This is a genomic window from Leucobacter chromiireducens subsp. solipictus (assembly GCF_016758195.1).
Taxonomy (GTDB): Bacteria; Actinomycetota; Actinomycetes; order Actinomycetales; family Microbacteriaceae; genus Leucobacter; species Leucobacter solipictus.
The window spans coordinates 528134-540948 of record NZ_QYAC01000001.1; the positions used below are offsets into that span (position 1 = coordinate 528134).

Consider the following 12815-nt stretch of genomic DNA (forward strand, 5'->3'; position numbering starts at 1 on the left):
CGGGAAGGAATTGAGGTCCCGCGACCCTAGTGGAAGCGCACCCCGCTGCCCGAGCGGCCACTCCCGGAGCTACCTCGCGCCGTGCCATCGAGCGCTTCTCGGGCGATCCGGCTCGCGGCCTCTCCTGACCAGCCGCGGCGTGCGAGGAATCCGAGCAGTCGGCGTTCCGCCACGTGGCGCTCGAGCCCGCCGAGCTTGCTCGCCCGCGCCACGGCGGCGTCGCGGAGCAGGGAGAACTCTTCGTCGGCGTCGAGCTCTCCGAGGGCCTCGTCGATCACCGCGTCCGGGAGCCGGCGTTCGCGCAGCTTGATCCCGATTTGCGATCGACTGGCTCGCTTGGTGGTGCGCAGCTTCTCGACCACGGACCGGGCGAGGCCGAGATCGTCGAGGTAGTGGCTCTCGCGGAACTCCTCGATGAGCACGTCGACCTCGTGCGCGGAGTGTTCCAGGCGCAGCAGCTCCTCGCGGAGTTCGCCGCTCGAACGCGCCCGACGCGCCAGGAGCTTCACGCCGTCGTCGTACACCGGGCGCGGCTCCGGCGCCTCGGAAACCGAGGATTCCTCCCGCGCCTGCACGGTGCCGGCGGGGGCGCGCAGCGCACTCGCGGGGACGAGGCGGTCGTGCAGCGCCGTCACGACCGCGGCGACGGGGGCCGATTCCTCGGGGGGAGACTCGGCCCACGCCTCGGCGGGTGCCTCAGCCTCAACCTCAGCCTCAGCTTCGGCATCGTCCGCCGACTCGGCCTCGTCCGCCGGTTCGGCCTCGCCCGCCGGTTCGGCCCAGGATCCCATCGGCACCCCGCGGCCCAGTTCCTCGGCGGAGCCGCCCCAGGGGCGCTGGGGCAGCTTGCCCCGGAGTTGGATCACCTCGGCCAGGTCCTCGCGGTCCGGGCCGCCCCCGGGTTCGGATGCTCCCGGGGGCGGGAGGAAGCGCACAGCCATCGGCGTTAGGCGCTCGCGCGCTGCGCGTCCGCCGCCGCGGGGGCGGTCTCCGCCTTGCCCTTGGCGGCACTACTCGCCACTGCGGGTGCGGCCTCCGGCGCGGCCTCAGGGGCCGGCTCTTCGCTGCGGCCGTTCACGCCGAGCTTCGTGAGGATCTTCTCCTCGATCTCGGCCGCGATGTCCGCGTTCTTGATGAGGAAGCGACGCGCGTTCTCCATGCCCTGGCCGAGCTGATCGCCGTCGTAGGTGAACCAGGCGCCGCTCTTCTTAATAAAGCCGTGCTCCACGCCGTAGTCGATGAGCGAGCCCTCACGCGAGATCCCGATCCCGTAGAGGATGTCGAACTCGGCCTGCTTGAAGGGCGGGGCCATCTTGTTCTTGACCACCTTCACGCGCGTCCGGTTGCCGACCGCATCGGTGCCGTCCTTGAGGGTCTGGATGCGCCGAATGTCGAGTCGCACGGAGGCATAGAACTTCAGCGCCTTGCCGCCGGAGGTCGTTTCGGGGCTCCCGAAGAACACCCCGACCTTTTCGCGCAGCTGGTTGATGAAGATACACGTGGTCTTCGTTGCGTTCAGGCTGCCCGTGATCTTTCGGAGCGCCTGCGACATCAGTCGCGCCTGGAGCCCGACGTGGCTGTCGCCCATCTCGCCGTCGATCTCCGCCTTCGGGACCAGCGCGGCGACCGAGTCGATCACCACGAGATCCACCGAGCCGGAGCGAATCAGCATGTCGGCGATTTCGAGCGCCTGCTCCCCCGTGTCCGGCTGCGCGACCAGCAGCGCGTCAATGTCGACGCCGAGCTTCTTCGCGTACTCCGGATCGAGCGCATGCTCGGCGTCGATAAACGCGGCGATGCCGCCCGCGCGCTGCGCGTTCGCGATCGCGTGCAGGGTGAGCGTGGTCTTGCCCGAGGATTCGGGGCCGTAGATCTCGACCACGCGACCCCGGGGCAGCCCGCCAATGCCGAGCGCGACGTCCAGTGCCACCGAGCCGGTCGGGATCACCTCGACGGGTGCCCGCTCCTGGCTGCCCATGCGCATCACCGCGCCCTTGCCGAAGTTCTTGTCGATCTGGGCGAGGGCGGCTTCGAGGGCCTTCTCGCGATCCTTGGGTGCTGCCATGGTGTGCTCCTTGGGTGTATGCGGGCGTCGCCGCGGGGTTGCTGCCTACGGACTGTCTCGGCCTCGGAAGAGGCAGACAAGGCACGGTGTCTGTGTGCTGCTCACCCTAGAACGGACCACCGACATTCCCGCCGCCAGCTTCCCGATCTGTGGATTCGCGAGCACCAAACTCACCTGTGCACGAAGTTAGCACCCTTCGAACACACTTTCGAACAGAGTGTCGGCGTGTTGCGGGTTTGCGCTATTCCTGCGGCTCGCGCAGGCCGCGCCCGTAGCGACGCTCGGGTGGCACCTGCAGATCCGCGCAGAGGGCGTCCCACACCTCGCGCGCCGCCACACCACGCTCCAGGGCCTCGGCCGGCGTGCCTCCAAGGGCCGCCAACCAGTGATCGCGGATCAGCACCCCGGCGTAGTCGGCACCGAATTCCTCGGCGCACGCTCGACGGAACTCACTCAGTTTCATGCACCCCTCCCCGGCACTGCGCCGACACCGACGCGAGCCGTCGCGCGCGAGGCAACGGCGAAGCGCCCAACCCCTGACGGGGCTGGGCGCTGCAGCCGCACCTCAGCGGTGCGGAGAAATTTCCGCGGCACTCGCCTACGAAACAAGCTCGGGCGTGAACCCCGAGACCAGGTCCGCGGGGACGGTGTCCGGGACACGATTCGCGAGGGGAAGCGCCAGCCCCTCCACAATCGCGAGACGCTCACTCACCTCACCCATAATGACCGAGAGCGGCGTATCGAGCGCATCAGCGACGGCGGCGAGGATCTCGCTTGACGCTTCCTTCTGTCCGCGCTCCACCTCACTCAGGTACCCGAGCGCGACGCTTGCGTCTCCGGCAACCTGGCGCAGCGTGCGACCCTTTTGCTGACGGAAGTCACGAAGCACATCGCCGATCTCTTGACGCATCAGCACCATGTGGACCCTCCTTCATTCGCACAGCCACCGGCTGTGCGTCCACCCTACCCGCATGCACGTGGTGTGCGAGTGCGGGAACGCCACCTTATCCCGGTGGTGTCATTAGGAACAACCCCGACACTACCCCGTCTATTCCTGAAACTTCGCTGAACCTGAGTCACCACGACTCAAGTATTCAGGAATTCCGCACCGGATCCACAGTTTGCCCGCCGCCGAGCTGCCCCGCATCGGCCACCGCATCGAGGAGCGCTGCGAGCGCGGCGCGCACGGACGCACCACGAATCTGCGGCCGATCCCCCGCGAGCGCAAGCGGGAACGCCGTGTCGCGGGATCCCACGCTCAGCCCGATCCACACCGTCCCGGCGGCCTGCCCCGTCTGCGGGTCGGGATCCGGCCCTGCGACGCCGGTCGTGGAAATCCCCACGTCCGCGGGCTGCAGCTCGTCCGGCGACGAGCCGGGCACGGCGCACGCCGTGCGCGCCCCGCGGGCCATTTGCCGGGCCACCGCCGCATCAACGGGGCCGCGAGCGGCGAGCAGCGCGGCGTCCACGCCGAGCAGCGAGTGTTTCAACGCCGTGTCGTAGGCGACCACGGCGCCGGAGAACACCTGGGACGCACCCGGCACCGCGACGAGCGCTGACGCGAGCGCGCCCCCGGTCAGCGATTCCGCCACCCCGATCCGGAGCCCGCGCGCCGCGGCAGCGGAGACGACCGCCGTCGCGAGCTCCGCGGTGGCGTCCGGCGCTTCGCGCGCCTCGGAGCTGTGCACCGCGTTACGCCTGAGTCCCGGCGGCCCTGCGGGCGCGGAGGTAGCCGAGCACGTAGTCGATCCCACTCAGCACGGTGAGGGCGACCGCGATGGTCATCGTGATGATGTTCAGCCAGACCGCCACGGGGGCGGCCGCGCCCATCACGCTGGCGAGCGGGAGCAGCGCGAGCGTGATGGCGACAGACTGGGCCACCGTTTTGAGCTTGCCCATCCACGCGGCGGCCATCACCACGTCGTGCACGATCGTGAGGCGGTGAATGGTCACGCCGACCTCGCGCACGAGCACGATGATCGTGATCCACCAGGGAAGCTCTCCGAGGATGGACAGGCCGACGAGCGCGGCACCCGTGAGGAACTTATCCGCGATCGGGTCGAGCAGTTTCCCGAGATCCGTGATGAGGCCCCGCGAGCGTGCCAGGTGGCCATCCCACGCGTCGGTCGCAATGGCGAGGACGAAAAACACGGCGGCTGCCCAGCGGAGCGGGCCGTTCTGCCCGTCGTCCGCCAGCAGCATCCACACGAAAAACGGTGTCGCGAGGATGCGCACCCCGGTGATGATGTTGGGGGCGTTCCAGTTGCTGACGCGCGCGCCGGCCTCGTGCTCGCTCATGTGATCAGTCCCGTCCCGTGAGGCTCCAGGCGTCCTCGTCGGTGTCCCCGTCCACTTCCTCGAGCGTGGACTGGTACTTCGCGACGGGGTCGTCGTAGCGGTCGTCGTGCGTGTCGGTGTGCTCCGGCGTGGCGGCCGGCAGCGCCGCCGTCGGCGCGTCCGCGAGCGCGGGCAGTACCGCAGTCTCGGGCCCCGCGGGAGGTGCCTGCGGTGCCGCGGCCGGTGCCGCAGCGGCCGCAGCGGGCGCGGGCCCGCCCTTCAGCTGGGCAAGCACCCCCGCGAGCTGCTCGGGTGCGACGAGCACGTCGCGCGCCTTCGACCCTTCCGAGGGGCCGACGATGTCGCGCGACTCCATCAGGTCCATGAGCCTGCCCGCCTTGGCGAAGCCCACGCGGAGCTTGCGCTGCAGCATGGAGGTCGAGCCGAACTGCGAACTCACCACGAGTTCGACCGCGGCGAGCAGCACCTCGAGGTCGTCGCCGATATCCTCGTCGATCTCCTTCTTCTCGGCCGCCTGCGCAACGTCCGCGCGGTACTCGGGCTGGGCCTGCGCCTTGACGTGCGCCACCACCTGCGCGATCTCGGACTCATTGACCCAGGCACCCTGGACGCGCATCGGCGTGGATTCGCCGTTCAGCAGGAGCAGGCCGTCGCCCTGGCCGATCAGCCGCTCGGCGCCGACCTCGTCGAGGATCACGCGGGAGTCCGTACCGGAGGCCACCGCGAAGGCGTAGCGGCTCGGCACGTTCGACTTGATGACGCCCGTGACGACGTTCACCGAGGGCCGCTGGGTTGCGAGCACGAGGTGGATTCCCGCGGCGCGGGCCAGCTGCGTGATGCGCTGGATCGAGTCCTCGACGTCACGCGGAGCGATGAGCATCAGGTCCGCGAGCTCGTCAACGACCACGAGCAGGTAGGGATAGGGCTTGAGCACGCGCTCGCTGCCCGCGGGCAGCACAATGCTGCCGGCCCGCACCGCCTCGTTGAAATCGTCGATGTGGCGGAACCCGAAGCTCGCCAGATCGTCGTACCGCATGTCCATTTCCTTGACGACCCACTGCAGCGCCTCGGCGGCCTTCTTCGCGTTCGTGATGATCGGCGTGATGAGGTGCGGTACGCCCTGGTAGACGGTGAGTTCGACGCGCTTCGGGTCGACAAGCACCATGCGCACCTCGGAGGGGGTGGCGCGCATCAGGATGCTCGTGATCATCGAGTTGATGAAGCTCGACTTCCCGGAGCCGGTCGCGCCAGCCACGAGAAGGTGCGGCATCTTCGCGAGGTTCGCGACCACAAAGCCACCCTTGACGTCCTTGCCGACGCCGATGGTCATGGGGTGGGTACTGCGCTGCGCGCGGTTGGAGCGGAGCACGTCGCCCAGCGCCACGTTCTCGCGGTCCTGGTTCGGGATCTCGATGCCGATGGCGCTCTTCCCCGGGATCGGCGAGAGAATTCGCACCTCATTCGACGCCACGGCGTACGAGAGGTTTTTCGAGAGCGCGGTCACCTTCTCGACCTTCACGCCCGGGCCCAGCTCGACCTCATACTGCGTGACCGTCGGACCGCGAGAGAAGCCGGAGACGCGGGCGTCCACTTTGAACTCCTCGAACACGCGCGCGAGCGCCGCCATGATGACGTCGTTCGCCTCGGTGTGGGCCTTCGGCGCATCACCGGCGGAGAGCGCCCCCTGGTCGGGCAGCCGGTAGGCGGCCTGCTGGGCGGGTTCATGGGCGGGCGCGACCACAAAGGGAGCGCTCGCGGCGGCGTCGACCTCCGGTTCGGACGCCGCGGGCGTCGCGGCGAAGTCGTCCCAGGAATCGTCACCCAGCCCGGAGGCGGGTGCCGGGGTCACCGATTCCACGGCCGCCTCGGCGTGGGCGAGCTCGTCGAACAGCGCCGAGGGGAACACGTCGGTCGCGGGTTCGGGATCGGGGGTCAGCGCGGATTCGAAGGCCACCTTGCGTGCGGGCGCGTCGGCCTCGGCTGGCGCGTCGTCGCCGCCGTCAAGCATGCGCTCAAGCGCGTTCGCGTCCTCCGCGTACGCGGGGTCTTCCTCCCGGCCGGATGCGTTGCGACGCCACCAAGGCAGGGCACCGGGTTCCGATTCCTGATCCTCGATGTCGAACAGCGGGGTCTGCACACTGCCCCGGTCGCGCTTGGCCGGTTTGGGCTCGGCCGGGGCGTCGCTTTCGACGACGCCGAACAGGAACACGTAGGCCTCGCGGAGCCGCTGCACGATGCGACCCGGCGGCGTCTTCGTGACGATCAGCACGGACAGCAGCAGCAGGAGCGAGAGCACGGGCGTGGCGAACCACAGGGTGAGCGCCGCAAGCGGCGTGCCCACCATCCATCCGAGCAGGCCGCCCGCTTCCGCGAGCGCGGGCATGCCGTCGCGCGGGTTCGGCTGGCCCCCGTAGACGTGGGTGAGCCCCGCGATCGCGGTGATCGCGAGGAACAGGCCGATCGAGATGCGGCGATTGTCGGTCACGCTCGAGGGATGGTTGAACAGCCAGAGGGCGAAGCCCATCATGATGATCGGGAGTCCGAACGCGACGCGACCCAGGAGCCCCCCGAAGGTCCAGGCGTCGAGCTGTACGGCAACCGGCTGGCCGATCAGGAACCACTCGATCACGGCCCCCGTGACCGCGAGCAGAACGAGCAGCAGCGGGATCCCGTCCCGCCGGTCCTCGGGAGCGAGCGGTTCAACCCGGAACGCGCGCGCGGCACCCCCGACGGTGTGCGCCAGGCCGTTCCAGGCGCGCACCACCACGCCCTCAGTGGGCTGGGCTTCGACCAGCACCTTCGTTTTTGCGGTCGCTCGCGTGCCCGAAGCGCGGGAACCCCGAGCCGCAGTGCTCCCCGATTTGGAGCGCGACGAAGCTTTACTGGCCATACTGAATACGGTACAAGACACCACTGACACTCGGGGTGTGGGCTGGCGGCGCGCCAAATATCGGGGCGATCACCGGCCCCACTCCCCCGCGCGTCACCGTTAGCGCCGCCGCAGCGAGCGCACGATCTTCTTCGCGAGCGGCAGCCCCTCGGTCCAGATCGTGTACCCGGGCCCGGGCCGGTCCCAGGAGCCGGCCAACAGGTTCTCGTGCGAGGCGAAGCCGGTCTTGAACGTGGTCACGCCGTCGTTGATCAGCCCGCCGAAGTCGTACCGCTCGATCCCGATGGACTTCATGTGGCGGATCACGTGCCACTTCAGCGCGTAGTTCGCGCGGAGTCGCTGCCCCGTGTCGTTCATGCCGCCGTAGAGCTCGAAGGCGGTGCGGTCCGACTTCGCCATGTACAGGAACGCGACCGGCTCGCCCGCGACGTACGCCGCCCACACGGGAGCGTCGTCGCCGAGCATCGTGAACGCGTCGTGGTAGTACGAGTCCTCGTGCAGGCCGAAGTCGGCCCGTTCGCTCGTCTCCCGGTATACCTCGAGGCACGCATCGAGCTGCGCGATCGTCTCGACCGGACGGATCTCGAGCGTCTCCTCGCGCCCCGACTTGCGAATGTACTGCCGGTGCTTCTTCGACATGTCGCCGATCAGCTCGTCCTCGGACTTGCGCAGATCGAGGATCAGCGTGCGTGCGGGCAACACGGGAGTCTTCGCCTCGCGCCACTTCGGGCCGAGCGCGAACTGTCCCGCGTCCTCGTCGGGCTCGATCGACACGGCCACGGCCCGGCGCGAACCGTGCACGTAGGCGGCGACCGCGTCGGCGACCTCCCCCGGGGCCGGGACCGCGGCGGGAGCGTCGGAGTTCCCGGCGTCGCGGGCGACGACCGGGCCGCGCGGCGCGTAGACGAAGCCGCCCAGGGGGCCGGGAAGCGCGCGGGTGAGCAGCTGGCAGGCGCCGACGACGGGCGCGCCGGCGCCGGATCCGGCGCGCACGAGGACGCGCTCCGCGCTCCAGCGGTGCGCGGACTTCAGCTCCCCCCACCCCCAGAGCTGCAGCGGGTGTCCGCCGAGCTCGCGAACGGTCGTGTCCCAGAGGGCACGATCAGTGCAGGGGGTGACGGTGAGCGTCGCGCCGGGCTGAGCCGAGGAGGTCACGAACGAGTCCTTCCGAGTTTGCGAGCCACGAAGCCGGTCAGCTCCGCGAGCTCTGGAGAGCGCATGAGGCGCAGGCAGATCAGATACACCACGCCGCAGACCAGGGCCACGACGACGGCGCAGAGCACCGCGACGACCGCGTTGACCTGACCGGCCGCACCGCGGATCAGCCCCGTGGCCACCATCCCGAGCAGCGCGGCCGGAACGGCGGCGAGCACGAACCGCACCACGCTCTGCGTGATCCGGAGCCCGTCGATGGAGCCGATCTTCCGGCGCAACAGCAGCGTGGCAAGCACCGCCTGCACAATCGTCGCGAGCGACCACACGAGCGCGTACGCCATCCCGATGAACTCCGCCGGCACGAAGCTGGGCAGCAGCAGCGAGAACACAATCACGAGGCCCATCTGGACCGAGGTGAAGAGGAACGGGGTGCGCGTGTCCGACAGCGCGTAGAACGAGCGCTGCACCACGAACAGGAAGCTGTACGCGGCGAGGCTCAGCACGTAGGCCTGCAGCGCGAGCGCGAACTGATCCACCTGGAGCTCGGTCGCGCGGATGTTGATGATGCGCGCCACGAACGGGGCTGCCGCGAACAGCGCCACCGCGGCGAACATCATCACGAGGCTGATCTGGCGCGCCGAGGCGGAGAAGTCCTCGCGGAACTCCGCCATGCGGCCCGTCTGTCCCCACTCGCTGAGCCGCGTGAAGTACGCCGTCGCGAGCGACACCGCGATCACGGAGTGCGGCATCATGAAGATCAGCCACACGTTCCCCATCGCGCTCGTCGAGGGTCCCGCGCCACTGCCGATGGCGACGACGTTGTTCGTGATCAGTCCGCCGAGGTTCATGACGACGATCGTCGCGAGGCTCCACACCGCAATCTTCGCGGTGCGGCCCAGGCCCACCCCGCGCCACACGAAGTCCGGGCGGTAGCGGATGCCCGCGCGCCGCCAGGAGACGAACAGGATGAGCCCCTGGGCGACCACGCCGAGCGTCGCGCTGCCCGCGAGTACCGCGATCGCGAGTGCGTCCCAGTCCACGACCGAGCGCAGCTGGCCCGTCGGGTCCGCGCCGTACATCAGCATGAAGACGACGATGCCCGCGATCGCGATCACGTTGTTCAGCACCGGGGCCCAGGTGAACGGGCCGAACACGCTACGCGCGTTCAGCACCTCCCCGAGCACCGTGTAGAGCCCGTAGAACACGATCTGGGGCAGGCACCAGTACGCAAACGCCGTGGCGAGCGCGAGCTGGTCATCCGGCCACGTCACCGCGGTCAGGCGCACGATCCACGGCGCGCACAGCATCGCGATCGCCGTGATCGCCACGAGCGCGACCGTGATCAGCGTCAGGATCTTGTTGATGTAGGCCGCGCCGCCGTCGGGGTTATGCGCCGCCTTCACGATCTGCGGCACGAGCACCGCGTTGAGCATCCCGCCGAGCAGGATCATGTACACGATGTTCGGCAGTAGGTTGCCGTTCTGGAACGCGTCGGCGGAGGTCGATCCGACGGAACCGATCGCGATCGCGAGCAGCATGGCCTTCGCGAGCCCGAGAATCCGCGACACCATCGTGCCGGAGGCCATGACGGCGCTCGCGCGCATGAGTCCAGCAGCCATTAGTAGTACGGATCCTTTCGCACCGCGAGCGACCAGCGCCGGGCCAGTCGGTCCCCCAGCTTGACCCAGAAGGCGAAGGCCCATGGCTTCAGCGGGAGGTCAAATGCCCCAGCGTAGTCCACGATCTCGGGCGCAAACGAGCGCTTGAACTGCCCCACGCCGTGCAGCGGGTGCGTCGTATCGTCGACCCGATCGGACGGCGGGGCCCCGCAGAGATCGTGCAGCACCGCGCCGCGCTCGATGGCCCAGCGGATCACTTCCCACTGCAGCGCGTGGGAGGCCCCGTAGGCGCTCTTCGCACGCACGGAGGCGCCGTCCTTGTAGGTGGTCTTCTGCCCCAGCGCCATCGCGAAAGCGCCGGCGACGAGCTGCGGCGCACCTGACTCGTCCGGGCGGTGGGCGAGGAAGATCTGCCCCGCGTCCGCGGCCGCGAAGGTCTGCCAGAACGCCCGGTAGTAGGACTCCGCGCGCAGCACAAAGCGCCCCTCGGCGGTCTCCTGGAGCAGCCGGAACAGGGCGGCGCAGTGCTCCTCGGTGGCGGGGACCCGCGTCACGACGATGCCGTCGCGGCCGGCGCGCGAGATCGAATTCCGGGCCTTCTTGCCGATCCGCTTGAACACCTCGTCCTCGGTGCCCGAGACATCGACAAGGATCGTCGAGGGGTTCGGAATGATCCGCACGGTGTCGCGGTAGCCCGCGGCGTGGAACGCCGCCCGGGAATCGCGGTCCGTGCGCGGCTCCACCTTCAGGAGGAACGCGCCGCGGGATCGCGCGAGCGCGGCGACGGCCGCGGCGACCTCGAGCACGCGCGCGGCGTCCTCCCCCGCGGGCCCCGCGGGCAGGTGCCACCACTCCCCGAGCAGCGGCACGCGTTTCGCGAGCACGCCGACGGCGACCGGGGTCGCCCCGGGCCGCTCCACGATCACGCGGTGCGCGCGGTAGCCGCCCTGCGCGCACTTGACGCGCAGGTAGGGGTCGCCCGACCACACCTCGCCGCCGCCGGGGTTCGCTGCGCACAGCGCATCCCAGTCGGCGATCTCGGTGTCAGAAGCAAGGCGGGCGACGGCCGGAGCCGCCGCCGTGCCTGAGCCCGGAAGCACGCGCTACACCACCACCACGACGGGGACGATCATCGCCTTGCGACGGAGCTTGGTTCCCACCCAGCGGCCGACGGTGCGGCGCACGATCTGCTGGAGCTGGTGGTGGTCCGTGACCCCGTCACGCATCGCGTCCTCGAGCGCCTTCGCCACCTGCGGCTTGATCTTCTCGAAGACATGCCGCTCCTCGGCGACGCCCTTCGCGTGGATGTCCGGGCCGGACACGATCTGGCCCAGGGTGGTTTCCACGACCGTGATCACGGAGATGAAGCCCTCTTCCGCCAGCGTCCGCCGGTCACGCAGGTCGTCCTCGGTCACGCGGCCGACGCTCTTGCCGTCGACGTAGATGAACTCGATGTCGAGCTGTCCCACCGGGCGAGCCACGCCGTCGACGAGGTCGACGACCGTGCCATTCTCGGCGATCACGGTGCGGTTCTGCGGCACCCCGGTCTCGATCGCGAGCGCAGCGTTCGCGACGAGCATGCGGTGCTCGCCGTGGATCGGCATCACGTTCTTGGGGCGCACGATGTTGTAGCAGTAGAGCAGCTCGCCCGCGGAGGCGTGGCCGGAGACGTGCACCTTCGCGTTGCCCTTGTGCACCACGTTCGCGCCGAGCTTGATGAGCCCGTCGATCACGCGGTACACGGAGGTCTCGTTGCCCGGGATGAGGCTCGACGCGAGGATGACCGTGTCGCCCTCGCCCACCTCGACCTGGTGCTCCCGATTGACCATGCGGCTGAGCACCGCCATCGGTTCGCCCTGGGATCCGGTCGACATGTACACGATCCGGTGGTCCGGGATGTCGCCGCTCTTCTTGAGGTCCACGAGGACGCCCTCGGGCACATCGAGGTAGCCGAGATCGGAGGCGATCTTCATGTTGCGGACCATCGAGCGGCCGAGCAGCACGACGCGGCGGCCGTTCGCCTGCGCGGCGTCCAGCACCTGCTGCACCCGGTGCACGTGGCTCGAGAAGCTCGCCACCACCACCTTGCCCTTGGTCTTCGCGATGACCTGTTCGATCACGGGGCCGATGTTCTTCTCGGGCGAGGTGAAGCCCGGAACGTCGGCGTTGGTCGAGTCCGTCATGAAGAGGTCGACGCCCTCTTCGCCGAGCCGTGCAAAGGCGCGCAGATCGGTGATGCGGCCGTCGAGCGGCAGCTGGTCCATCTTGAAGTCACCCGTGCCGATCACGAGTCCGGCGTCGGTGCGGATCGCGACCGCGAGCGCGTCGGGGATCGAGTGGTTCACGGCGATGAACTCGAGGTCGAACGGCCCGAAGGTGATCTCCTCGTCCTCGGCGACGACGTGGGTGACCGGGCGGATCCGGTGTTCCTTCAGCTTCGCCTCGACAAACGCGAGCGTCAGCTTGGAGCCCACCAGCGGGATGTCTTCCCGCATCTTCAGGAGGTACGGCACGCCGCCGATGTGGTCCTCATGACCGTGGGTGAGCACGACCGCGACAATGTCGCCCAGGCGGTCCTGGATCTTCGTGATGTCCGGGAGGATCAGGTCCACGCCGGGGTGCTGGACCTCGGGGAACAGCACGCCGCAGTCGACGACCAGCAGCTTTCCGTCGATCTCGTAGACCGTCATGTTCCGGCCGACCTCACCGAGGCCGCCGAGCGGGGTAATGCGAAGGGTGCCCTCGTCGAGAGCGGGTGGTGCGTAAGCGGGGTTGGGCACAAAGCCTC

At 69.2% G+C, this 12815-nt stretch carries 11 protein-coding genes; all 11 read right to left on the reverse strand.

What is annotated here, in order from left to right:
* Window positions 1-26: 26 nt before the first annotated feature.
* A complete protein-coding gene (locus D3230_RS02470) occupies window positions 27-941 on the reverse strand; it encodes a regulatory protein RecX (RefSeq protein ID WP_202343402.1) in 915 nt (304 codons plus the stop codon).
* 5 nt (window positions 942-946) lie between these two features.
* Entirely contained in the window at window positions 947-2065 is a 1119-nt protein-coding gene (recA, locus tag D3230_RS02475) for a recombinase RecA (protein WP_202343403.1), read from the reverse strand.
* Window positions 2066-2306: 241 nt separating this feature from the next.
* Window positions 2307-2528, reverse strand: coding sequence for a DUF3046 domain-containing protein (locus D3230_RS02480; RefSeq protein WP_202343404.1), 222 nt, complete (start codon window positions 2526-2528; stop codon window positions 2307-2309).
* Window positions 2529-2663: 135 nt separating this feature from the next.
* Window positions 2664-2984 (reverse strand): helix-turn-helix domain-containing protein, encoded by a 321-nt coding sequence (locus tag D3230_RS02485; protein ID WP_202343405.1) that lies wholly within the window; start codon window positions 2982-2984, stop codon window positions 2664-2666.
* Between the two features lie 175 nt (window positions 2985-3159).
* Complete coding sequence (locus tag D3230_RS02490; RefSeq protein ID WP_202343406.1) at window positions 3160-3753, reverse strand: nicotinamide-nucleotide amidohydrolase family protein; 594 nt, start codon at window positions 3751-3753, stop codon at window positions 3160-3162.
* Window positions 3754-3757: 4 nt separating this feature from the next.
* On the reverse strand, window positions 3758-4363 hold the full coding sequence (gene pgsA, locus D3230_RS02495; RefSeq protein WP_202343407.1) for a CDP-diacylglycerol--glycerol-3-phosphate 3-phosphatidyltransferase: 606 nt from the start codon (window positions 4361-4363) through the stop codon (window positions 3758-3760).
* A 4-nt stretch (window positions 4364-4367) separates the two neighbouring features.
* Entirely contained in the window at window positions 4368-7253 is a 2886-nt protein-coding gene (locus D3230_RS02500) for an FtsK/SpoIIIE family DNA translocase (RefSeq protein WP_202343408.1), read from the reverse strand.
* Between the two features lie 99 nt (window positions 7254-7352).
* Complete coding sequence (locus D3230_RS16300; RefSeq protein WP_202343409.1) at window positions 7353-8408, reverse strand: peptidoglycan bridge formation glycyltransferase FemA/FemB family protein; 1056 nt, start codon at window positions 8406-8408, stop codon at window positions 7353-7355.
* A complete protein-coding gene (gene murJ / locus D3230_RS02510; RefSeq protein WP_202343410.1) occupies window positions 8405-10027 on the reverse strand; it encodes a murein biosynthesis integral membrane protein MurJ in 1623 nt (540 codons plus the stop codon). Before murJ ends, D3230_RS16300 begins: the two co-directional genes overlap by 4 nt.
* The gene (locus D3230_RS02515) at window positions 10027-11127 is read right to left on the reverse strand and encodes a peptidoglycan bridge formation glycyltransferase FemA/FemB family protein (RefSeq protein ID WP_202343411.1); all 1101 of its coding nucleotides are present in this window, start codon (window positions 11125-11127) and stop codon (window positions 10027-10029) included. The genes murJ and D3230_RS02515 overlap by 1 nt, the downstream gene beginning before the upstream one ends.
* Before the next feature lie 3 nt (window positions 11128-11130).
* Window positions 11131-12807: an RNase J family beta-CASP ribonuclease gene (locus tag D3230_RS02520; protein ID WP_202343412.1), complete on the reverse strand. Its 1677-nt coding sequence runs from the start codon at window positions 12805-12807 to the stop codon at window positions 11131-11133.
* Window positions 12808-12815 lie beyond the last annotated feature (8 nt).